This is a genomic window from Streptomyces sp. NPDC008001 (assembly GCF_042958085.1).
Taxonomy (GTDB): domain Bacteria; phylum Actinomycetota; class Actinomycetes; order Streptomycetales; family Streptomycetaceae; genus Streptomyces.
The window spans coordinates 191494-213720 of record NZ_JBIBIZ010000001.1 but is presented as its reverse complement, the minus strand read 5'-3'; the positions used below and the strand labels follow the sequence as shown (position 1 = coordinate 213720).

At 69.7% G+C, this 22227-nt stretch carries 15 protein-coding genes and 1 pseudogene; 10 read left to right on the top strand and 6 right to left on the bottom strand.

Annotation, left to right across the window (positions count from 1 at the left end; genetic code table 11):
- The first annotated feature begins 171 nt into the window (after positions 1 to 171).
- Entirely contained in the window at positions 172 to 1797 is a 1626-nt protein-coding gene (locus ACFZCD_RS00950; protein ID WP_391826478.1) for an acyl-CoA synthetase, read from the top strand.
- A gap of 114 nt (positions 1798 to 1911) precedes the next feature.
- Positions 1912 to 3222 carry a phenylacetate--CoA ligase PaaK gene (gene paaK, locus ACFZCD_RS00945; protein WP_391826476.1) on the top strand — a complete coding sequence of 437 codons (1311 nt, stop codon included), beginning with the start codon at positions 1912 to 1914 and terminating at the stop codon, positions 3220 to 3222.
- Between the two features lie 79 nt (positions 3223 to 3301).
- Here the strand turns inward: paaK and ACFZCD_RS00940 are convergent, their stop codons facing one another.
- The 5 genes and pseudogenes from ACFZCD_RS00940 to ACFZCD_RS00920 all read right to left on the bottom strand — a co-directional run bounded on the left by ACFZCD_RS00940 (position 3302) and on the right by ACFZCD_RS00920 (position 11232).
- On the bottom strand, positions 3302 to 4822 hold the full coding sequence (locus ACFZCD_RS00940; protein WP_391826474.1) for a fatty acyl-CoA synthetase: 1521 nt from the start codon (positions 4820 to 4822) through the stop codon (positions 3302 to 3304).
- A gap of 84 nt (positions 4823 to 4906) precedes the next feature.
- On the bottom strand, positions 4907 to 6460 hold the full coding sequence (locus ACFZCD_RS00935) for an acyl-CoA synthetase (protein ID WP_391826472.1): 1554 nt from the start codon (positions 6458 to 6460) through the stop codon (positions 4907 to 4909).
- 318 nt (positions 6461 to 6778) lie between these two features.
- Positions 6779 to 7870 (bottom strand): annotated as a pseudogene (locus ACFZCD_RS00930) (NAD(P)H-dependent flavin oxidoreductase); the annotation flags it as partial.
- 105 nt (positions 7871 to 7975) lie between these two features.
- Positions 7976 to 10324: a tetratricopeptide repeat protein gene (locus tag ACFZCD_RS00925; protein WP_391826470.1), complete on the bottom strand. Its 2349-nt coding sequence runs from the start codon at positions 10322 to 10324 to the stop codon at positions 7976 to 7978.
- Positions 10306 to 11232: an oxygenase MpaB family protein gene (locus tag ACFZCD_RS00920; RefSeq protein WP_391826468.1), complete on the bottom strand. Its 927-nt coding sequence runs from the start codon at positions 11230 to 11232 to the stop codon at positions 10306 to 10308. Before ACFZCD_RS00920 ends, ACFZCD_RS00925 begins: the two co-directional genes overlap by 19 nt.
- A 374-nt stretch (positions 11233 to 11606) precedes the next feature.
- Here ACFZCD_RS00920 and ACFZCD_RS00915 point away from each other — a divergent pair, with 374 nt between their 5' ends.
- The 3 genes from ACFZCD_RS00915 to ACFZCD_RS00905 are packed head-to-tail and all read left to right on the top strand — an operon-like array spanning position 11607 to position 13034.
- Entirely contained in the window at positions 11607 to 12023 is a 417-nt protein-coding gene (locus ACFZCD_RS00915) for a hypothetical protein (RefSeq protein WP_391826466.1), read from the top strand.
- Positions 12024 to 12025: 2 nt separating this feature from the next.
- On the top strand, positions 12026 to 12481 hold the full coding sequence (locus tag ACFZCD_RS00910; protein WP_391826464.1) for a hypothetical protein: 456 nt from the start codon (positions 12026 to 12028) through the stop codon (positions 12479 to 12481).
- Positions 12432 to 13034 carry an SLATT domain-containing protein gene (locus ACFZCD_RS00905; protein ID WP_391826462.1) on the top strand — a complete coding sequence of 201 codons (603 nt, stop codon included), beginning with the start codon at positions 12432 to 12434 and terminating at the stop codon, positions 13032 to 13034. The genes ACFZCD_RS00910 and ACFZCD_RS00905 overlap by 50 nt, the downstream gene beginning before the upstream one ends.
- 166 nt (positions 13035 to 13200) lie before the next feature.
- On the opposite strand, the gene ACFZCD_RS00900 is transcribed toward ACFZCD_RS00905, so the two are convergent.
- Entirely contained in the window at positions 13201 to 15168 is a 1968-nt protein-coding gene (locus ACFZCD_RS00900) for a TniQ family protein (protein WP_391826460.1), read from the bottom strand.
- Positions 15169 to 15415: 247 nt separating this feature from the next.
- On the opposite strand from ACFZCD_RS00900, the gene ACFZCD_RS00895 reads away from it, so the two are divergent.
- From ACFZCD_RS00895 to ACFZCD_RS00875, 5 genes are all read left to right on the top strand, one after another.
- Positions 15416 to 16174: a TnsA-like heteromeric transposase endonuclease subunit gene (locus ACFZCD_RS00895; RefSeq protein WP_391827906.1), complete on the top strand. Its 759-nt coding sequence runs from the start codon at positions 15416 to 15418 to the stop codon at positions 16172 to 16174.
- Positions 16171 to 18561, top strand: coding sequence for a transposase (locus ACFZCD_RS00890; protein WP_391826458.1), 2391 nt, complete (start codon positions 16171 to 16173; stop codon positions 18559 to 18561). The genes ACFZCD_RS00895 and ACFZCD_RS00890 overlap by 4 nt, the downstream gene beginning before the upstream one ends.
- Positions 18558 to 19808 (top strand): AAA family ATPase, encoded by a 1251-nt coding sequence (locus tag ACFZCD_RS00885; RefSeq protein WP_391826456.1) that lies wholly within the window; start codon positions 18558 to 18560, stop codon positions 19806 to 19808. The genes ACFZCD_RS00890 and ACFZCD_RS00885 overlap by 4 nt, the downstream gene beginning before the upstream one ends.
- A 41-nt stretch (positions 19809 to 19849) precedes the next feature.
- Positions 19850 to 21712, top strand: a complete 1863-nt coding sequence (locus tag ACFZCD_RS00880) for a TniQ family protein (RefSeq protein WP_391826454.1) — start codon at positions 19850 to 19852, stop codon at positions 21710 to 21712.
- 102 nt (positions 21713 to 21814) lie between these two features.
- Positions 21815 to 21964, top strand: coding sequence for a helix-turn-helix domain-containing protein (locus ACFZCD_RS00875; RefSeq protein WP_391826452.1), 150 nt, complete (start codon positions 21815 to 21817; stop codon positions 21962 to 21964).
- The last annotated feature ends 263 nt before the right edge of the window (positions 21965 to 22227 follow it).

Genomic DNA, 22227 nt, shown 5'->3' with positions numbered 1-22227 from the left:
CCCGGCGACCAGAACAGGGTGCAGGAGGCGTGACGGGGGCACAAGAGCCTTCCCCCCGATTTTCTGACATGCCGTCAGATTTTTTGGGCTTTCCTGGATCCGTCCCTTCCGCCCTGCGACGCGCGGCGCTCTAATGGGCGCCGGCCGCCGTTCCCCCGGGCAGGAGGAGACGTGGACTACAACCTCGCCGATCTCTTCGAGTCGGTCGTGGACGCCGTGCCCGGCCGGGAGGCCCTGGTCCACGCGGACCTCCCGGGGAGCGGGGCCGAGCGCCGGCTGACGTACGCGCAGCTCGACGCGGCCGCCAACCGGCTGGCGCACCACCTGCGCGACAGCGGGGTCCGGCCCGGTGAGCACGTCGGGCTGCACCTGTACAACGGCGTCGAGTACCTGCAGGCGTTCTGGGCCTGCCTGAAGATCCGGGCGGTGCCCGTCAACGTCAACTACCGCTACGTCGAGGACGAGCTGGCCTACCTCTACCGGGACGCCGACCTCGTGGCGCTGGTCTTCGACGCCGCGTTCACCGCCCGGGTGGCCGCGGCACTGCCCCGCACGGAGCGCTTGCGTCACCTCGTACGCGTGGGGACTCCTCCGGACGGAGCGCCCGAGCCGGCCCTCCCGCCCGTCCCCTTCGCCGAGGCCGAGGCGTCGGGGTCGCCCCTGCGGGGCTTCGGGCCGCGCTCGGGGGACGACCAGGTCGTCATCTACACCGGCGGCACCACCGGCCTGCCGAAGGGCGTGATGTGGCGCCAGGAGGACCTGTTCTTCTCGGGGCTCGGGGGCGGCGCGCCGACGGGCGAGCCGGTCGGGCACCCCTGGGAGCTGGCGGAACGGGTCGCCGAGGGGGGCGAGGGCCTGGTCTTCTTCCCCACCGCGCCGCTGATGCACGGCACGTCCACGCTCACCGCGCTCATCGCCTTCGACTACGGCCAGAAGGTCGTGCTGCACCGCAAGTTCGACGCCGAGGAGGTGCTGCGCACCGTCGCCGAGGAGAAGGTCACCTGCGTCTCCCTGGTCGGCGACGCGATGCTGCGGCCCCTGGTGGACGCGCTGGCGGGGCCGCTGCGGGGCACCGACTGCTCGTCGCTGTTCAGCGTGAGCAGCTCGGGGGCGATCCTCTCCGGCACCGTACGGGAACAGTTCGCGGCCCTGCTGCCGCACGTGGCACTGCTGAACAACTTCGGTTCGTCGGAGTCGGGCTTCAACGGCACCGCCGAGGAGGGGGCGGGGGCGGAGGGGGGCGGTCTCCGGCTGCGCGTCAACGACCGCACGGCCGTCGTCGACCCGGTCACGCACGAGCCCGTGGCGCCCGGCGAGGAAGGGCGGGTCGCGCAGCGCGGCCACGTGCCGCTCGGCTACTACAACGACCCTGAGCGGACGAAGGCGACCTTCTTCCGGGCGGGCGGCGAGCGGTGGGTGCTGCTCGGTGACATGGCGCGGGCGGGCGCGGACGGTTCGATCACCTTGCTGGGGCGCGGCTCGCAGTGCATCAACACCGGTGGCGAGAAGGTGTACCCGGAGGAGGTCGAGCAGGCGCTCAAGGCGCATCCGGACGTGTACGACGTGCTGGTCGCGGGCGTTCCGGACGAGCGGTGGGGACAGCGGGTCGCCGCCGTCGTCCAGCTGCGCGAGGGCGCCGGGCCGCTGCCGCCGGACGCGCTGCGGGAGCACTGCCGTGCGCGGCTCGCCGGGTACAAGGTGCCGCGCAGCGTGGTCTTCACGGAGCGGGTGCGGCGGTCACCGAGCGGGAAGGCGGACTACCGGTGGGCGCGGTCGGTCGTGGAGACGGGCGGGTAGCCGCGCTCGGCCGCGGGTCCGGCACTCCGTCATCGTCCGGAGGCGCGGCACGCCCTCATCCACAGGCCCGGCGCACCTCTTGACGCCCGCTCCCGCCCCTGGATACTTGTGACCATGCAACGACCGAACGATCGGTTGGCTCGCGAGGAGTCCGCCGAGTGGATGTCGCGCGACGAGCTGACAGCGCTGCAACTGGAGCGGCTGCGGGCCACCCTGCGGCACGCCTACGAGAACGTGCCCTTCTACCGGCGGTCCTTCGACGCCGCCGGCATACGGCCCGAGGACTGCCGCAGCCTCGGCGATCTCGCCCGCCTCCCCTTCACCACCAAGGCGGATCTCCGGGAGCACTACCCCTTCGGCATGTTCGCCGTTCCGGACTCGGAGATCCGGCGCATCCACGCCTCCAGCGGCACCACGGGCACCCCGACCGTCGTCGGCTACACCGACCGGGACCTGGACGTGTGGGCCGAGGTCGTCGCCCGCTCCCTCCGCGCCGCCGGTGCGCGGCCCGGCGACAGGGTCCACGTGGCCTACGGCTACGGCCTGTTCACCGGCGGCCTCGGCGCGCACTACGGCGCCGAGCGGCTCGGCTGCACGGTGATCCCCGCCTCCGGCGGCATGACCACGCGCCAGGTGAAGCTGATCCAGGACCTGAAACCCCGGATCATCATGGTGACGCCCACCTACATGCTCACCCTCCTCGACGAGTTCGAGCGCCAGGGCATCGACCCCCGGAGCACCTCCCTCACGACCGGCGTCTTCGGCGCCGAGCCGTGGACGGAGGAGATGCGCCGGGAGATCGAGGAGCGCTTCGCCATCGACGCGGTGGACATCTACGGCCTCTCCGAGGTCATCGGCCCCGGCGTCGCCCAGGAGTGCACCGAAACCAAGGACGGGCTGCACATCTGGGAGGACCACTTCTACCCGGAAATCGTCGACCCCTTCACGGGCGAGGTGCTGCCGGACGGCAGCCACGGCGAGCTGGTCCTTACCTCCCTCACCAAGGAGGCCATGCCCGTCGTCCGGTACCGCACCCGCGACCTCACCCGGCTCCTGCCCGGCACCGCCCGCCCCGCCTTCCGGCGGATGGAGCGGATCACCGGGCGCAGCGACGACATGATCATCCTCCGGGGGGTCAACCTCTTCCCCGCCCAGATCGAGGAGATCGTGCTGCGCACGCCGGGCCTCGCCCCGCACTTCCAGCTGCGGCTCACCCGCGAGGGCCGGATGGACCACCTCACCGTACGGGCCGAGGCGCGCCCGGAAGCGACGCCGGAGCAGCGCGCGGCCGCCTCCGGCGAGGTGGTGCGGCAAGTGAAGGAGGGCATCGGCGTCTCGGTGGCCGTCGAGGTGGTGGACGGCGGGACGCTGGAGCGGTCGGTGGGCAAGCTGAAGCGGATCGTGGACGAGCGGAGGCCACGGTGACGGGGCCGCCGCGGCGGGAGTCCGGCGGAGTGCGCGGCCACCGCGGCCGGCCCGCCCGTCGTCATCCGCCCGCCCCTCGTCATCCGCCCGAACGGCGGAACCGCTCCCGGAGCTCCCGCTTCAGCACCTTGCCGGAGGCGTTCCGCGGCAGGGCGTCCGCGAACAGCACGCGCTTGGGCACCTTGAAGGGCGCCAGCCGCTCCCGCGCGTACGCCACCAGCTCCTCCTCCGTCACGGTGCCGCGCGCGACGACCACGGCCGTGACCGCCTCGATCCAGCGTGCGTCGGGGAGCCCGACGACGGCCGCCTCCGCGACCGCCGGATGACCGTGGAGCGCGTCCTCGACCTCGCGGGAGGCGACCAGCACACCACCGGAGTTGATGACGTCCTTCAGCCGGTCCACGACCGTGAAGTAGCCCTCGGCGTCCCGCACCGCCAGGTCGCCCGAGTGGAACCAGCCGTCCCTGAAGGCCTCTTCCGTCTCCTCGGGCTTGCCCCAGTAGCCTTCGCACAGCTGCGGGGAGCGGTAGACGACCTCGCCCGGGACGCCGTCGGGCACGTCGGCGCCCTTGTCGTCCACGACGCGCGCCTCGACGAACAGCACCGGCCGGCCGCAGGAGTCCATCCGCCCCTCGTGCTCCTCGGGCCGCAGCACGGTGGCCAGCGGCCCGATCTCGCTCTGCCCGAAGCAGTTGTAGAACGCGAGCCGGGGCAGGCGGGCCCGGAGCCGCTCCAGGACCGGCACGGGCATGACGGACGCCCCGTAGTACGCCTTCCGCAGCGCCGACAGGTCCCGCGCCGCGAACCCGGGGTGGCCGGCCAGCGCGATCCACACGGTCGGCGGGGCGAAGAAGCTGTCGGCCCGCCCCGCCTCGACCAGTCCGAGGACGCGGTCCGGGTCCGGCGCGTCGATGAGGGTGTTCTCGGCCCCCACCGCCAGGTAAGGCAGCAGGAACACGTGCATCTGCGCCGAGTGGTACAGCGGCAGGGCGTGCAGCGGCCGGTCCGTCTCCCGGAGGTCCAGGGCGGTGATCGCGCTCAGGTAGGCGTGCACGAGGGCGCCGTGCGTCATCATCGCGCCCTTGGGCCGGGCGGTGGTGCCGGAGGTGTAGAGCAGCTGCACGAGGCCGTCCCGGCGCGGGCCGCCCGCCATGAGGATCGTGCGGCCCTCGCGCCGGTGCTGCTCCACCCGCTCCAGCAGGGAGCCCGCGGCGTCGCGCATCGGCAGCGTGCGGACGGCGCCGGGCAGCCGGTGGGCCAGGGCCGGATCGGTGAGCACCAGTGCGCTGCCCGACTGCTCCAGGACGTAGCCCAGTTCTTCGCCCGTCAGCTGGTGGTTGACGGGGACGTGCACCAGGCCGGCCCGGGCGCAGGCCAGGAAACCGATCAGATAGGCGTCGGAGTTGTGGCCGTAGGCGGCGACGCGGTCACCGTCGCGCAGCCCGCTGCCGAGCAGCGCCGCGGCGGCGCCCGTCACGGCCGCGTCCAGCTCGCCGTAGGTCCAGACGCGTTCCCCGTACCGCAGGGCCGTCCGGTCCGGCACGCGCCGGGCCGTGCGCCGCAGCATGCCGTCCACCGTGCTGTCGCGGACTCCCGTCATGCCCCGGATCCTGGGGCCGCCGGGCACGGAAGGTCAAGGGGCGGCCGCGGCGCGCCCGCGGCCGCTCGCACCGGGCGCCGCCGCTCACACCGGACGGCCCCGGTCCTTCCAGTAGGGCTCCCGCAGGCGGCGCTTGTAGAGCTTGCCGTTGGGGTCGCGGGGCATGGTGGCGACGAAGTCGACCGCCCGGGGCCGCTTGTAGCCCGCCAGGGCACCGGCGCAGTGCGCGAGGATGTCCGCCGCCAGAGGGGCGCCCGGTGCGTGGCCCTCGGCCGGTTCGACGACCGCGCGCACCTCCTCGCCCCAGTCGTCGTGCGGCACGCCGAAGACGGCGGCGTCGGCGACGGCCGGGTGCCCGAGCAGCACGGATTCGATCTCCGCGGGGTAGATGTTGACGCCCCCGGAGATGATCAGGTCGATCTTGCGGTCGCGGAGGAAGAGGTAGCCGTCCTCGTCCAGGTGGCCGAGGTCGCCGACGGTGAAGAAGTCGCCGATGCGGCCGTCCCGGGTCTTGTCCGCGTCCTTGTGGTAGGCGAAGCCGCCCGTGGCCATCTTCATGTAGACGGTGCCCAGTCGGCCGGGCGGGAGGCGGTTGCCGTCGTCGTCGAAGACGGCGAGCTCGCTGATGGGCCAGGCCCTGCCGACCGTGCCGGGCTTCTTCAGCCATTCCTCGGCGGTGGCGAAGGCGCCGCCTCCCTCGCTCGCCGCGTAGTACTCCTCGATGCAGCCGCCCCACCAGTCGATCATCGCCCGTTTGACGTGCTCGGGGCAGGGCGCGGCGCCGTGCACGGCGTGGCGCATGGAGGACACGTCGTAGCGGGCCCGGACGTCCTCGGGCAGGGCGAGCAGCCGCTGGAACTGGGTGGGGACCATGTGCGTGTGCGTGCACCGGTGGGTCTCGATCAGGCGCAGCATCTCCTCGGGCTCCCATTTGTCCATGACCACCAGCCGGTGGCCGATGTGCAGGGACGCGGCCGCGAACTGCAGCACGGCCGTGTGGTAGAGCGGGGAGCACACCAGGTGGGTGTTGCCGTCGAACGGCCGGATGCCGAAGATGCCGAGGAATCCGCCCAGATGGCCCTCCTCGGGCGGCCTGCCGGTGAGCGGGCGGCGGATGCCGCGCGGCCGGCCGGTGGTGCCGGAGGTGTAGTTCATGACCCAGCCGGCGGTGCGCCCGGCGGGCGGGGTGTCCGGGCGGCGGTCGAGGAGCGCGCCGTACGGGCGGAAGCCCGCGATGTTCCCGACGGCGTAGCGCCGGGCGGCGGGCAGGGCGGCCTCGTCGGCGGCGGCCGTCGCGGCCGCGGCGAACCGCTCGTGGGCGATGAGCGCCTTGGCCTCGCAGTCGGCCACGATCCAGGCGATCTCCGGCCCCACGAGGTGGTGGTTGACCGGCACCAGGTACAGGCCCGCCTGGGTCGCGGCGAGATGGGCGGTGAGGAGCTCGGGCCCGTTGGGCAGGACGACGGCGAAGGCGTCCCCTTCGCGGAGTCCCGCGGCGCGCAGCCCGTGGACGAGCCGGTTGGCGGCTCCGTGCAGGCGGCCGGCGGTCCAGGTGCCGCCGGCCGGATCGACCAGGACGACGCGGCCGGGGTCGGCGGCGGCCTGCGCCCAGAACCCGTTGGGCGGTTGGGGTGGCATGGGGCCTCCTTCGGATGGCGGGCGGACGGCGCGGGCGCGCCGTGCGGCGTGGCGCGGCGTCGGCGGAGGGCGCGGCCGGGGCGGTCAGCCGGGCGCCGCGACGCGGGTGGCGCCGGACACCGGGCAGGCCGTGCGGCGACGGAGCACAGGCAGGCCCGGCACTCAGCGGCCCGTACCGGCCGGACCGGAACCGTCCCCGGCAGGGGGCGCCGGGGCAGCCGCGTCGTCACCGGCCGCGGGCAAGCCCGGGGCATCCGGCGTGTCCGAGGACGGCCCTGCCTGCCGCGCAGGAGCGCCCGCCCCCTCCCCCGTTCCCGTAGCGATGCGGTTCAGGCGGGCGACGGCTCGTTCGAAGTTCCTCGTCAGGTCGTCGAAGACGGCCTGGACCCCGCGGCGGCTGTTCATGCTGCCGACGATCTGGCCGACGGGCGTGCCCAGCAGCGGTCCGGCCTCGTACTTCTGGATGCGGGTCAGGGCCTCGGCCACGAGGAGGCCCTGCAGGGGCATGGGGAGGGTGCCGGGGCCGGAGGGGTCGTCCCAGGCGTCGGTCCAGGCCGTGCGCAGCTGGCGTGCGGGCTTGCCGGTGAGGGCGCGGGAGCGCACGGTGTCGCCGGAGCCCGCCGCGAGGAGTTTGGCGGTCAGGGCCGGCGAGCCCAGGTCGGCCTCCTCGGTGGTGAGCCAGAGGGAGCCGAGCCAGACGCCCTGGGCGCCGAGGGCGAGCGCGGCGGCGGCCTGCTCGCCGGAGCCGATGCCGCCGGCCGCCAGGACGGGCAGCGGGGCGACGGTGCGGACGATCTCGGGGGTGAGGACCATGGTGGCGATCTCGCCGGTGTGGCCGCCGGCCTCGTAGCCCTGGGCGACCACGATGTCGATGCCCGCGCCGGCGTGGCGGGCGGCGTGCCGGGCGCTGCCGGCGAGCGCGGCGACGAGGGCGCCGTGGGCGTGGGCGCGCTCGACGACGTCGGCGGGCGGCGGGCCGAGGGCGCCGGCGAGGAGGGCGAGCGGGTGGTCGAAGGCGGCGTCGAGCTGGGCGCGGGCGACCTCCTCCATCCAGCCGGTGATGCGCCAGCCCTGCCGGTCCCCGGCGGCGAGTTCGGGGACGCCGTGCCGGGCGAGGGTCTCCCGGACGAAGCGGCGGTGCCCCTCGGGGATCATCGCCTCGGCGTCCGCCTCGGTGACGCCCTCCACCTTCCGGGCGGGCATGACGACGTCGAGTCCGTACGGTCTGCCGCCGGTGCGGGCGTCCATCCAGTCGAGGTCCCGGGCGAGGGCCGCGGGGTCGGTGTAGCGGACGGCGCCGAGGACGCCGAGCCCTCCGGCGCGGGAGATCGCCGCGGCGACCGCGGGGAAGGGGGTGAACCCGAAGACGGCGTGCTCGATGCCCAGCCGCCGGCTCAGCTCGGTCTGCATGGGCGGCAGGATGCCGCAGGCGGCGTGGCGAGGGAAGGCATTTTCTTGACACGCCGTCAGATACGTGCTCTGCCGGGCCCGTCCGCCGGCACCGTCCCCCGCGCGCTACGGCGGCCCGGACCGGCCCCGTACGGCCCGGACCCGGCGGACCGCCGCGACCTGCCGGTAGAGCTCCACGGCCTCGGTGGAGCGGCCGAGCTGTTCGAGGCAGTGCGCTTCGTCGTTGCGGCTGGTGAGGGCGTCCGGATGGTCGGCGCCCAGCACCCGCTGCCGGGCCTGCGCGACCTCGCGGTAGACGACGAGGGCCTCGGTCCAGCGGCCGAGCCAGCCGAGCCCGACCGCGACCTCGCGGCGGCTGACGAGCGTCTCGGGGTGATCGGCGCCCAGCACCCGCTCGCGCACCGCGCAGACGTCGCGCGCCTCGGCCAGGGCCTCCTCCCAGCGCCCCAGGCGGCCGAGGTTGACGCCCAGGCAGTGCCGGGCGCGCAGGGTGTCCGGGTCCTCGGGCCCCTGGGCGCGGGTGCGCTCGTCCACGAGTTCGCGGAACAGCCGCAGGGCCTCCGCGCTGCGCTGGAGGCGGCCGAGGCAGATGCCGGTCTCGTAGCGGGCGGCGAGGGTGTCGGGGTGGCCCGCGCCGAGCACGCGCTGCCGCGCGACGGCCACTTCGCGGTAGGTCTGCAGCGCCTCGGTCCAGCGGTTCAGCTGCCCGAGGGCGTAGCCGACCTCGTAGCGGCTGACGAGGGTGTCCGGGTGGGCCGGGCCCAGGACCCGGGAGCGGGTGACCGCGACCTCGCACGCCATGCGGTACGACTCCTCCAGCCGGCCCAGGCGGCCGAGGTTGAAGGCCAGGTTGTGCCGGCAGCGCAGGGTGTCGGGGTGGTCGGGGCCCATGGTCCGCTCGCGCGCGGCGAGCACGGCGGCGTACGCGTCGTGCGCCTCGAAGTGCCGGCCGAGCTGCCCGAGGACGTACGCCGTCTCCTGCCGCGCGGCGAGCGTGGCGGGGTGGTCCGGCCCGAGGGCACGCTCGCGCCCGGCCGCGGCGCGGGCGTACTCGCGCAGCGCCTCTCCGGGGCGGCCGAGCATGCTGAGGGCGAAGGCGGCCTCGTAACGGCTGGTCAGGGTGTCGGGGTGGTCGGGGCCCAGCACGCGCTCGCGGTCGGCGGCGACGGCTGCGTGCGCCCGGCCGGCCTCCTCCCAGCGGCCCAGCCGGCCCAGCCGCAGCCCCTCCTGATGGCGTGCGGTGAGGCCGGCGAGCACCGCGGGCGCCGGAAGGAGGCCGTCCGGGACCGCGGGCAGGGCGGGGAGGTGCCCGGTCCGCTGCGGGGCTCCCGCCTGCTCCGGCGGGCCCGCAGTCCGGGTACCCGTCGTCCAGGCACCTGTCGTCCAGGTGCCTGTGAGCGCCGCCGCCGGGTCGGGCGGCGGTGCCGTCCGCGGGCCGGGGCCGGTCGCCTTGGAGCCCGTCGTCATGTTCCTGGCCCAGCCGGGAAGCCGCGCGGGCTCGGGCAGCCGTGCGGACGCCCGCACGGGAAGGGCGCGGGGCCCGGGCAGCGTCCGGTACGCGGTGGCGAGGCGGGCGGGCCGGACGGGCCGGCCGGCGGGCTCCAGCCCGAGCAGGCGGGCGTGGAGGTCGGCGGCGTCGGGAGGACGGTCGTCGGGGTCCTTGGCGAGCAGGTCGAGGACGATGCGCTCGAAGGCCTCCGGCAGCTCCGGCCGGTGGGTGCGCGGCGGTTCGGGCGCGGTGTCCCGGTGTCCGACGAGCACGGCCCAGGCGTCGTCCATGTCGAACGGCGGGGCGCCCGTCGCGATCTCGTACAGCACGCAGCCCAGCGAGTACAGGTCGCTGCGGTGGTCGACGGGGCCGCCGCCGATCTGCTCGGGCGACATGTAATGGGGGGTGCCCATGGCGATGCCGGTGCCCGTGAGCCGGGAGGAGACCGAGGAGTAGCCGATGGAGTCACCGAGCCGGGCGATGCCGAAGTCGCAGATCTTCACGCTGCCGTCGGCCAGCCGCATGATGTTGGCGGGCTTGAGGTCCCGGTGGACGACGCCCTGGCCGTGGGTGTAGGCGAGGGCGGCGGCGATCTGCTCGGCGATCTCCAGGATGTCGGGCACCGGCAGCGGGTGCCCGCAGGCGTCCTCCAGGAGCTCGCTGAGGTTGCGGCCGCCGAGGAGCTCCATGACCAGGTAGAGCACGCCGTCGGACTCGCCGAAGTCATGGATGACGGTGATGCCGCGGTGCTGCAGGGCGGCCGCGACGCGCGCCTCGCGGCGGAAGCGCTCGCGCAGCACCCGCAGGTAGGACGGCTCGTGCCGCGGCCCCATGGGCTTGAGGCACTTGACGGCGACCTGCCGGCCGAGCGACTCGTCGAGCGCCCGCCACACCTCGCCCATGCCGCCCCGCCCGATGCGTTCGAGCAGGCGGTACCGCCCTTGGATCAGCCTGGTGTCCGCCATCCCGCGCCGCCGCCCCCGTCGATGCCCCGCGCTTCCCCCGGCCCGTCCAGTATGGCGGCCCGTCTGTGCAGGTTGTAGACGGAAGGGCGGGTACCGGGGCCGAGTCTGGCGACGGCGCGGAGGATGTGCTTGGGCGGCAGCTGCCAGCGGACGCCCGCGGGGATCAGGCGCAGCGCGGCGCCCGCGGCGCGCAGCCGGCGGGTGACGACGGCCGGGGGCGGGGCCGGCCGGCCGTACAGCTCGTGGGCCCAGGGAGGCAGCGCGGCGTACGCGAGGGAGGCCACCCGCCCCCAGACCACGGCGCGTGCGGGGACCGCCGGGAACGGCACGGGCGGCCGCCGCAGGAAGGCGTCGACGCCGCGGGCCTCCGGGGTGAGCGCGAGCTCGGGGCGCACCTTCTCGAAGTAGGCGGCCATCCGCCCGGCCGTGTCCGGCACGGCCTCCGGGGCGAGGCCGACCAGGCGGGCGGACTGCCGGTGCTCGGCGAGGTAGGCGTCGGCCTGGGCGCCGCTGAGGCGGATGCCGGAGCGGCGGACGACGTGCAGGTAGGAGTCGACCTCCGCGCAGTGCACCCACAGCAGCAGCCCGGGGTCGTCCACGGGATAGCGCTCGCCGGTGTCCGGGTCGGTGGCGGACAGCCGGCGGTGGATGCCGCGGACGGCGGCGCCCGCGCGCTCGGCGGCCTCGGTGGTGCCGTACGTGGTGGTGCCCACGAAGTTCGCGGTGCGCAGCAGCCGGCCCCACGCGTCCTTGCGGAAGTCGGAGTTCTGCGTCACGCCGCGGACCGCGCGCGGGTGCAGCGCCTGCAGCCACAGGGCGCGCACCCCGGCGATCCACATCATGGGGTCGCCGTGCAGCTGCCAGGTGACCGAGTCGGGCCCGAAGAGCCCGGGGTCGGCTTGCGGCATGGGCACCTCCCGTCGTCGTCAGGTGTGACCAAGTCCGATGGTTGACACTCGGCAATGCTCCTGACCTGCGGTGATGCCAACTAGCTTCAGCCCTCCCTGGAACGGAATCAGAAAGATAGTTGGCACATTGGTACACCGCAGATGGGAGGCACCGCTGCCGACTACCAGTTGCCGTGTTGCCGCATGATGCGCGTCAGGAAGCCGCCAGGTCCGTTCAGGCGATGGTCGCCGCAACCCCTACCCGGCAAGCCCGCTACGCGGCGCATCGGACAAGCCGGCAGACGTCGGCGGCTACCACTCGTCGCGCTTTAGCCCGTCGATTGTCAGTGACACCCCCTACGCTCGACTCGTCAACTCGAGCAAGGGGAGCCCCTTTGAGCACGGCGAGCAGGTTCGACACATTCCTAAAGAACATCAAGGTGACGGATGATCACCGCGCAGCTGCCTTCACGAGTGTCAACGCAATCGCCCGCAAGCTGCATGGGCATTACAGCAACACGCCGTACACGGACGCCTGCCGCATGGTCATCGGGTCCTACGGAAAGGACACGGCAGTTTGCCCGCCGCGGGACGTCGATGTGCTCTACTTCATGCCCGTCTCCGCGTACCGCCGCTTCTCCGAGTACCTGCACAACGGGCAGTCAGCACTCTTGCAGGAGGTCCGGTCCCTACTCCGTGAGCGCTATCCGCGAACTGAGATCGGCGGAGACGGACAAGTCGTGGTCGTTGAGTTTTCGACCGGCCACACGGTGGAGGTTCTTGCAGGTTGGCACGCCACCGGAGGGGGATGATCGTGCCTAACACACACGACGGTGGGAGTTGGCGGCGCGTCGACCACAACGCAGAGATCTCGTTCGTTGCCGATTCCGACGTCCGCACGTTCGGCAACACGAGAAACCTCATCCGCATGATGAAGATCTGGCAGTCCGAGTGCTCGGTGCCCATCAAGTCGCTGGTCCTGGAACTGCGCTGCGTGGAGTTCCTGCGGACCTGGGAGCACGCCCCGCGCTCCACGGCCTACTACGACTGGATGGTCCGGGACTTCTTCGCCGAACTCATCAAGAAGGTGAACCACAGCCGGGAAATCCCTGGCACCGACGAAAAGAAGCAGTACGGTGACGCCTGGCTGAGCAAGGCCAACAGCGCCCACAGCCGAGCGGTCATAGCGTGCCAATACGAGGCTGAGGACAGACGCACCGATGCCGCGCTCGAGTGGCGGAAGATCTTCGGCGGACAGTATGAATTCTAGCCCGGGTGCGCAGCATGCTGCGAACGTCCAAGCAATACGCGAGGCCTTCGGCCGCGTCGTCTACGCTCACAAAACCCATGAGAAGGCCAGGGAGTTGGAATCAGCGAAGGCCGACCGGTCGAAGTGGGTCAACATCGCCCTCGTGACTCTGACGTCGGGGACACTACTGACGTCGATCATCACCGATGAGCGGATGCTTCTCTACATCAGCAGCGGCGCCTCGGCCTTGGCGCTCGCGTTCACCATCTTCCAACTCAGTTTCACTCCCGAGGCAGTCGCGGAGCAGCACCGCACCGCGGCCAAGGAACTCTGGTACGTCCGGGAGTTGTATCTACACCTGCTCACCGACATCCAGACCAACCCACAGACCGTGGACATCCCACACCGCAGGGACGAGTTGCTGGAAAAGCTGAACCACATCTACCGACTCGCACCAGATACATCGAGCCGCGCATACCGAGCCGCGCAGCGCGCCCTTCAAATCGACGAGGACATGACCTTCACGAGCGCAGAGATCGATCGCTTCCTCCCAGAAGCCCTCCGATCCCCCTGACAAGCAGGGTCCAAGGCGTCGACGTACTGCTCGTGCAACAAGTGCGACGATTCATCCTCGACGGAAACATCCCCCTGTAAGGCGTCGCAGATTCAGCAACGATTGCTCAGGTATGTGGGTAGAGGGGCAGGCCGATCCTTATGCTGGACCTGTGCTGGCAGAAGTCTTACATGCGGAGACATGTCTCCGCATTCACCTGCGACAGAGGGAGGCCCCGATCACAATGGATGGCAATCTGCTTCGCGTACCGCGCAAGTCTCGCTCGAAGGATAGGCATGCCTCCCCTTCGAGCGGCCCGGTAAATAGTGAACTTGGCAACCAACCAGATCGCATCCGGAAGCCGTTCACCTGTTCCATTGGCTCGAAGATGCGGACTGAAGAGGTGGTCCCCTTCGGTAACGATGGTCCACACGATTATCGACCCTACCTGACGGTGGCGAGACGCCCCGTATTCGCTTCGTAGATCGCGGACTAGGATCTCCCAGTCCTGCCCGGGAATCTCCCAGGTAGACAGTTTGTCCCGCCGGCGCCCGAAATCTGTACGGACAGGTGCCCGTTCGAGGTCAAATGCGATGGCCTCCACCCCCTCCAGGAACTGAACCCATGCAGATTCGGGACTGCGTTGACGAAGCGTGCGGATACTAGATTTCGCGTCGGTGATAGGCATACCCAAGAGCTCCGCGCAGCTGGCTCGAGTGCCACCAACTGCCATCTCGACCAACTTCAATGAGGCCGCCCGGCGAACATGATCTACATTGTCACGGGTCCGAACGGTGAGCTGTTCGCAAAACTCTTGCAAGTGACGGACATACCAATCCAGCGGAACCAATTGTGGCACGTGACGTGCGGTAAATTTGCTGTCTCGTGAGGGGACTTGGAGTCCACGAGTACGCCTCCCCGTGTAGAAGCCGCGGCTTTGTGGTGCCATCGCCCGAGCGAGACGCTGCGACAGTGAGGCGTTCTTGATCAGGCTCCGGAACCGCGTACGGTCGCGCCGAAAAGCATGCTCTGCCAGCGCATGCATCGCATCATACAAGTCACCTGGCTCATCGATTGATAGCAACCGGTCCGCATGCAGCAGAAGAGCCGCGCAATGAAGGGATTGGGCGGGCGGGCCGGTCACCCGTCGGTTCAGCGAACTTTCAGGTTCCGCCTGCGTCAACTCCCTTCGGATGCCTTCTACGTGCACATCGAGCAGGTCACCCATAAATGATGACAGCGGCGCGAATTCCATCGACGCCGGCCAGGACAGCTTGATGAGCTGAGCGACCAGAACTATCTCTCGGAAATAGGTGGGATTGGCATGCAGGGGGGTCAGATGCTGCTCGATCCTCAGCTGGAGCGCAAAGTAGGTTGCTGCCTCTTCCAGTGGTAGGGCGGGGGTTGGAGTGTGGTCGCTGGAAAGGTCTGCGCCACACATGGCGGATGACCCGCGGGCTGGATCGTCGATGCTGATATTGCGACACCGCGCCGGGTGTTGCACTGCGCTGGTGGGATAGAGCACCAGACTCGTTCGTTTATAGAATGCGTCGTTGATGGGGCGATGACAGTCGGGGCATACATTGTTAAGCAGGCGCTGATGCCGGGTGCAGGCAAAGACAACTGGAAGATGCCAATGTCGCTGCCATGCACCGCCGTGGGCATGTTGGATGGGGCTATGGTCACCGATGAGGCACGTCGGGCAAAACCGGCTCGCAGCGGTGAAGGCCCATGGGCTGTGTAGCACGACACGACCGTCGCTCTGCGGTCCGGCTCGGGCCAGTGGCGTGTACGCAGAGGCGAGAGGGCGCAGTCCGAGTGTTACGACTTCATCGGCAGTGAGGCGGGTGGCAGCCGCGAATTCCGTCAAGGTGCGAGGTCGTAGCGCCACGAGTTGGTTGACCCTGAAGGCTTTCTCGTCAACTGCGAGCCCCGTCAATTGGCCGATTCTTGTGGGTGACCGTCCCAGGCGATGTGCCAGCCGAAGGATGTATCCGGGCAGGGACTCTCCCGTCAGCGGGGACAAGCTGCGCGGAAGCGACCCCCGTCCGGTGCCCCCCGTCATGTTCCACCTCTCGTCCGTCATCGCTTTCGAGTGCGCCGTCCACTTGATCTGATCCTGCACGCGATAACGAACCAGTCCGGTCTCGTCCACTGCGACACAATGCCCGCATGTTCACCCGTACGCGTGATTCAAGAATGTGCGAGCGACTGGCGGTGGGCTGGGCGCCGTACGGTCAAGGCGCTTTGGCGTACCGATCACGGCGTGGGGGTCTCTGATGGATTCGGCTGCCTTGGGGCTGACTTGGCGCGCAGAGTTGGCGCCGCCTCCTGGGGGTGCGTGGTCGGACGCGTGCGGCCTGGAAGACCTCGCCGTACTGGACACAGCGTTCACGGACTACGTGCAGGCCTTGGACCTCGACGAGGCGTGGCCCTTGCGCTGGAGCACGACGTGGAAGTTCGGTCAGACGTCGATCACCAGTCCGGTCCGCGACCTGGACAGGGCGGACCTTCGGCGTAGCGTTCCGGTGCGCCGATTCACCTGGCGCATGGATCAGTTCCACCGCCCCGGGCTCGAATACCTAATGGCCACCGACCGCCACCACGGTTTCGAGAGCCACGAGGAGGAGCGGCTACTGTTGGTCGCCGACTTCGCTGCCGGCCTGGTCGAGGCCCTGTGCCAGCCCTTCCGTCTTCGGTTCTTCTCCGATGGCAAGGCGATTCGGCACACCCCGGACTTTCTGCTGGTGACGGGCTCCGGGCTCTTGTTGATCGACGTACGTCCGGGCGATCGAATCAAGCCGGAGGACGCGCTCAAGTTCGCCGCCACGGCGGAGACCGCGCTGTCGGCGGGCTGGCAGTACGGCGTCGTGGCAGGGTGGCGCCGCCACGTGTGGACGAACGTGGACGCGCTCTCTGCGGAGCGGCGTCCGACGCCTGATGTGCTGGGAATTCAGGGTCAGTTACGCTGGATCGCCGCGCAAGGTCCTTTGGCATTTGGCGAGTTGACGGGGCGCTGCCGCATCCCGGCGATCGCCCGGGCTCACGCGATCCATCTGCTCTGGCATCGCCACCTCGGCGTCAATCTCTCGGGGCCGTTCGGGGACGCGAGCCTCATCCGCCTGGCTCCCGAGCAGCATCGCCGGGATTTGCCACGATGAGCACCGCAGCAGATCCCACGTGGAACCTGGAGCCGGGCGCCGAGCTGATCATCGGTGGCACCGCGTGGCGAATCCAGTCCTGCCTGCCTCATCTCGGCCGGGTCACGCTCGTCGACGAGGACGGCGAGACGTGGAAGACCTCGCTGAGCGAGCTGATGCATCGCCCGGACTGCCGTCCCTCCACCCGGACGCGTACGGACCTGCCGGCCGCAGACCGCGGCCGGCAACCCAAGGCGTTGTACGATCTGCAAGACCACCAACGCGAGATCGTCATGCTCCGTATGGAGCACCTACTCGAAGCCGAGACGGGGTATCGCAGCGGCGACCCGCTCAACGCGCTGCCGCATGAACCGCGGCCGCCGTACGACCCGGACACCACGACGCTGACCCAGCGCCGCAGCGCGAAGGCGAAGGAGCTGCTGAAAGCCGCAGCCGAGGCCCCCGCGCAGGCGAAGGCAAATGGTCTGCATAAGGTGAGCTTGCGCACGCTGATCCGGTGGGACACCGCACGGGCGAAGTACGGTCCGATCGGCGTCGCAGACGACCGCTGGCTGCGGGAGGCGACCGGGCACATGATCTCCCCCGAACTGCGGGAGGCCCTGTTCGCGGTGTACGCGGAGTGCTCGGATCGCCGCTCGAAAATGACCATGCGGGACAAAGAACGCCTCATTCACCAGTACATCCGGGAGGTGTTCGAATCGCCCGAGGCCAGATCAGCCGAGGGTGAGGCCACCAACGCTGACCCCGCTGACACACCGCGTGTGAAGATCCCCAACTACGACACTCTGCGGGCTATCTGGAAGGAGTGGTTCGGCTCCAACGGGGGTCGACAGCGCTACATACGCTCAGCGGCGAAGGCGCAGCAGTACGCGACCGGCTGGCATATCGTGGTGCACCGCCCCGGCCAAGTCGTCGCCTTGGACAGCACGGTGCTGCCGGTTAAGGTGCTAGACAACGTGTTCGGCGATCCCGTGTCTGTGCATCTGACGCTGGCGCTCGACGTCTACACACGCTCGATCGTGGCGTTCCGCCTCAGCCTTGTCTCCGACAAGTCGATCGACGTGGCCATGGTGCTGCGGGACATGATGATGCCGCTGCCGATGCGCCCGGAGTGGGGCAAGAAGGTGGAGTGGGCCTACCCCGGCGTCCCCAACACGGTGGTGGCGGAGTTCGCCGGGTACGAGGTCGCCGGACTGCCATTCTTCGCTCCCGAGACGGTGACCACCGACCACGGCTCTGTCTACCGCAACCACCACCTCGTCGAGGTGCAGCGGATCATCAAGGCGAACATCAAACCCAGCCGCGTTCTGCGTCCGACCGACAAGCACTCCGTGGAACGGACGTTCGGCGCCATCAGGTCGCTGCTGTTCGCCCTCCTGCTGGGCTACCAGGGCACGGACGTCGCCGACCGGGGCGTGGACCCGGAGGCCGACGCCTGCCTGACCGTGACGGAGATGGAACACATCATCGCCACCTGGATTGTCGAGACCTGGCAGAATCGGCGCTTCGGTTCCTACGCCCCGAGCTGGGACCCCCGCGGTGACCACAGCCCGAACACCCTGTTCGCGACGGCCATGTCCCAGGGCGGCTTCGCGCTGCGGATTCCGCCCGCCGAGCTGTACTACCAGCTTCTGCCGCAGCACAAGCTCGTGATCCACGGCAAGCGAGGGGTGAAGGTCAAGAACCTCTGGTACGACGGCCCCGCCCTGGATCCCTATCGCGGGAAGCTCTCCCGCCGCGGCGGGAAATACAAGAACAAATACGTCGTCCACCGCGACCCACGTGACCCGTGCTTCGCGTTCTTCCGGGACCCCAATACGCATGAGTGGCACACGTTGCGCTGGACCGGATTGCCGGAAGAAGGCGAGGTGCCCGCGTTCAGCGACGCCCGCGTCCGTGAAGCCATGCGGGAACTACGCAAGACGGGCCTTGCCCCGAAGTCGGACACCGAACTCCTGCCGGTTCTCCTGGAGTTGATCGGCGGCAACATCCCGGTCGAGAAATGGCCGACCCAGCTCTCCAAGAGGAAGCGCACCGAGCACGCGCGCGAAGTCGCCCAGCGGGCCGCGGCGACCGCCGACCGCCCCGCAGACGCGACCGAGAAGAAGCCGCTGCAACCCACCCCCGTTCCCGCTGCGCGGGCAGGTTCCGCCGACGGCAAGGTCGTGCCCCTGCGCCCGAAGGACCGCGCTCAGGACGTTCACGACGCGGTGACCAGCGAACGCCGGCGCCGCCGCGAGGCCGCGGTCCGCGACCAACTGCCCACGTCCCCCGACCTGTCCGAACGGCTACGCTCGTCCAGTTTGATGGCGCTGCTGGACGATGACTTTGAGGATGACGACTCCACCGTCACGGCCGGCGAGGCCGAGGAAGAGGCCAGCCAGTGACTTCGAAGCAGAACCCGCTGTCGTTTCTCCCCGGCCCGGCGGTGGACCGCACTACCTTCGAAGGCTGGAACCGATGGTGCGAGACCCGCGACGCCTTCGTCCCGGCGCCGATCCTCACCGCCAAGGAGTACGACAGCCTCACGAAGCGCCAGAAGCGCATCCACGACCTGCATCGACTCGCGACGCACAGTTCTTTGCCGATCCAGGCCACGCCGATGAGCGAACGTGTCGCCCACGCGGTGCTCGCCCGCGTCGAGGACGGCGCCTTCAGCCACAAGGCCGGAACCCGCGGCGGCATCATGGTCAACGGCGACGGCGCCCAGGGCAAGACCGAGACCATCTGCGAGGCCCTGGCCATCTTCCAGGAGGAATGGCTGGCCCTGAACAACTACGCGAACCCCGACGCCATGCCCGGCACCCGCGACCTGGTCGCCCCCGTCGCCTACGTACGCTGCCCGGTGAAGGCCACCCCCATCTCCACCTGCCAGCGCATCCTCGACTTCTACGGCGAGGACTACAAAGGGATGCGCCTGGAAGACCTCGTGCGCACCGTCAAGACTGCGGTCGTGGAGCACGCCACGAAGGCCCTGGTGATCGACGACATCACCCGCCTCAAGCTGCACCGCGAAGCCGACCAGGACGTCCTCGACCTAATCCGCGAGATGATGAGCATGCCCGTCACCCTCATCCTCGTCGGCGTCGGCATCCCCACCTCAGGCCTGCTGCGCGAAGGCCGCCGCGACCCCAAGACCCAGGAGTGGATCTACGAGCCTGTCCAGGACGCCGGCCGCAGTCCCAACGCTCACGCCGCCAGCCAGCACGAACGCCGCTTCCAGGTCGTCGACCTCGACCCGTTCAGGTACAAGACACCGGGGCAAATGGAGGCCTGGATGGTCCATCTCAGGCGCCTGGAGGGCGAGTTGCGCCTGCTGAGCGACACCTCCGGCATGCTCACCGAGGGCGACATGCCCGAGTACCTGTTCCACCGGACCAAGGGCGTGGTCGGCATCCTGGAGAAGCTCATCCAGCACGGCTGCCGCCGCGCTATGGAGGACAAGAGCGAGCGCCTGACCAAGGAGCTACTCAACCAGTTCACCGTAACCCCCGACGACATGCCCGACCTTGACGCCGGGTCCGGCGAACAACCCGACATCCCGCCCCACCAGCCGACGCAGAAGAAGAACACACGGGGCCGAAACACCGTGTTCGACGACGACGGCCCCGCTGCAGCTGGCGAAGCGGGCTGACGGAGGTGGCGCCCCGGCCGCTGGCACGCAGTCTCGCACCGTTGCCCGAGGAATCACTGCCCGGTCTGCTCCTGCGCCTGGCATTCCGTACGGAGCGTTCTCCTGCCAGGATTGCGCACCTTAGTGGACTGATCCGTCATCAGAATCGTCTTCCAGGCGAGTACCTGTTCTCCCTGCCCACCGAGCGGATCGTGCCGTTCGCCTCTGCCACCCGCATGCGCGTGAAAGAAGCCGACGCGCTGACGCTGTCGTCCTTTGCCGCCGCCTACCCGCCATTGGCGTCCGTACGGATGGACGGCAATCGAACCACCACGGCCGCGCGCAAGTCATGGGCTGCCATCATGTCTAGTCGGTACTGTCCCTCCTGCCTTTCCGGCAGTGCAAGTCCCGCGCAATCACGCTACGGCGGCCCCTGGAAGCTGCGCTGGCATCTCCCTGTCTCGTATGCCTGCGTCGCGCACCGCACCTTGCTCTCCCATACGTGCCCGAGGTGTGGGGGTTTGCCGAATCGGCCGACGAATACTGAGCGGCAAGGGCTGATCTTGCACCGCGCCACGATCGGATTACACCCGGCCCAATGCCGCCGCCCCCTGGCAGGCGCCGACGGCTCTCCGGCACCTGTCTGCGCTGCCCGTCTGGACCACGGACGCCAGGCCGCGCGGGTACCTGCAGACGAGCTGCGCATTCTCCTTGCCCTGCAGCATCGCATCGATCAACGGTTGATGCGTCGTCCATCGTCCGCGGATGCGGGCCAGTCGGCCCTGGATTGCTTCTTCTTTCCGGATCTCATTGTCGCTGCACATGTGATCCGACTCAGCTGGCCAGACGGCGCTCGATACGCTTCCTCAACGTCGTTGGCCGACCTGATCGACCACCATGTTTCCTCCACTGCCGCTCGCCCCCGCGGCCCGGGACCCAATGCGCGCAAGCCCACCACCTGGGGCGCCCCTGAGGATCCAGCCGAGTGCGCAGCGCTGCTCGTTGCCGCCGACGCACTCCTCGGTCACGAGGAGCGCGATGATGCTGAGGTGACCGATCGCGTCCGGCCACTGGCTGCAGCAGCGTTCAGTCGCAGCCCCGCCACCATCGGCGCTGCCTTGCGGCGTATGGACGTCTCTCCTGCGCTCGCTCGTTCGTTGTTACGGCATGACCAGGGGTTCTATCGTGCCGCAGGTCACCGTCACGCGCGGCAGAGACTCCCCTCCCGCTCGAGCTGCTTCCGAATCGAGCATGTGCCGGCTCTCCTGCCGCAGAAGTGGCTTTCCATCCATTTCGGGGACTTGCTGTCCCGCTGGGCGGACCAGACCGACTGGAAAGTTCGACACCTGCGGCGTGTAGGGGCACTCAAGCTCGCCGAGATGGGCGGCGGGGGCACATGGCCCGACTGCGCAGCGACTCTCCGCATCCCCTGGACCACCGCGCAGCAGTCCCTCAGAGTCGTCAGACAGGAGTTGAAGTCGCAAGACCTGTGGCCGGCGTTCGAGGCCTCCGTCGAGAGTGTGGCGAGACAATTGGATAAGGACGCGGATCGAGCCCACTATGGGAGACGCCGGGAGCTTCTCGAGTCTTGGCAGGTTCCGGCTCGTGACTGGGCCGAACTATGTGAAGGCTTGGCGCAGTTCGGGCAGGGTGCCACCTCGCCCACGTCGGCCACCGCGACCGTGCTGATTTGGACACACGTCACCCAGGGCGATCACCTTCACAGCCCCCTGGTCGGCACCCTGAGGAAGTCGGGCTGCAGCACTCAGCACCTGGTCGCGTCGGTCAATCAACTCTGTACCCCGGCCAACCGGAAGGGCAGCAAGCGCGAGTTGCTGCGCCGCCTCGCGGCGTACTCCGACATCCTCGCTACGGCCTGCGATCGGTTCGTTGATTTGCCGCAGATGGGCATCCTCAGCATATAGGGATCCGCCGCACCGGCACGCGGGACCGCACCTTCGTAGAAGTAGCCATGCCCAGGCGTCGGAGGAAGGTCACCCGCCGACGCCCCGGCCCGCACTGCGAGCATGCGCATCATCGCACTGAGCTGGGACGGATGCCGGGTGCTGCAGATCGCGGAACAGCTCGGCTGCCATCACAAAACGGTCCGCAAGTGGCTGCACCGGTTCAACGCGGCTGGCCTGGAGGGTGTAGGACGGCAGGAAAGACTTCAGTAGCGCACGATTGTTTTCAGTAGGTTCTTCAGTGACCGCACGAAAGATTTCAGTGCTCGGGTAGCGGTCACTGAGCTTGCTCGGGGCTGAGGTTCACCGACAGGGTCGGTGAACCTCAGCCCCGCTCGCGTGCCTGCATCGCTGGCGGGGCCGGCTGTCAACATCTCGAAGGGGGATGCCCGGCATGAGCGTCAGCCCTCTTGGCTCAAGAGTTCGGATTCACCCCGCGCACGACCCACCGCTACCTCAGGATGGACAGCAAGTAA

Bases quoted from the DNA above. Each gene is read 5' to 3' on its own strand.
- paaK (WP_391826476.1), top strand. From the start codon at position 1,912: ATGCAACGACCGAACGATCGGTTGGCTCGCGAGGAGTCCGCCGAGTGG.
- ACFZCD_RS00940 (WP_391826474.1), bottom strand. From the start codon at position 4,822: ATGACGGGAGTCCGCGACAGCACGGTGGACGGCATGCTGCGGCGCACG.
- ACFZCD_RS00935 (WP_391826472.1), bottom strand. From the start codon at position 6,460: ATGCCACCCCAACCGCCCAACGGGTTCTGGGCGCAGGCCGCCGCCGAC.
- ACFZCD_RS00925 (WP_391826470.1), bottom strand. From the start codon at position 10,324: ATGGCGGACACCAGGCTGATCCAAGGGCGGTACCGCCTGCTCGAACGC.
- ACFZCD_RS00920 (WP_391826468.1), bottom strand. From the start codon at position 11,232: ATGCCGCAAGCCGACCCCGGGCTCTTCGGGCCCGACTCGGTCACCTGG.
- ACFZCD_RS00905 (WP_391826462.1), top strand. From the start codon at position 12,432: ATGCCGCGCTCGAGTGGCGGAAGATCTTCGGCGGACAGTATGAATTCT.
- ACFZCD_RS00890 (WP_391826458.1), top strand. From the start codon at position 16,171: ATGAGCACCGCAGCAGATCCCACGTGGAACCTGGAGCCGGGCGCCGAG.
- ACFZCD_RS00875 (WP_391826452.1), top strand. From the start codon at position 21,815: ATGCGCATCATCGCACTGAGCTGGGACGGATGCCGGGTGCTGCAGATC.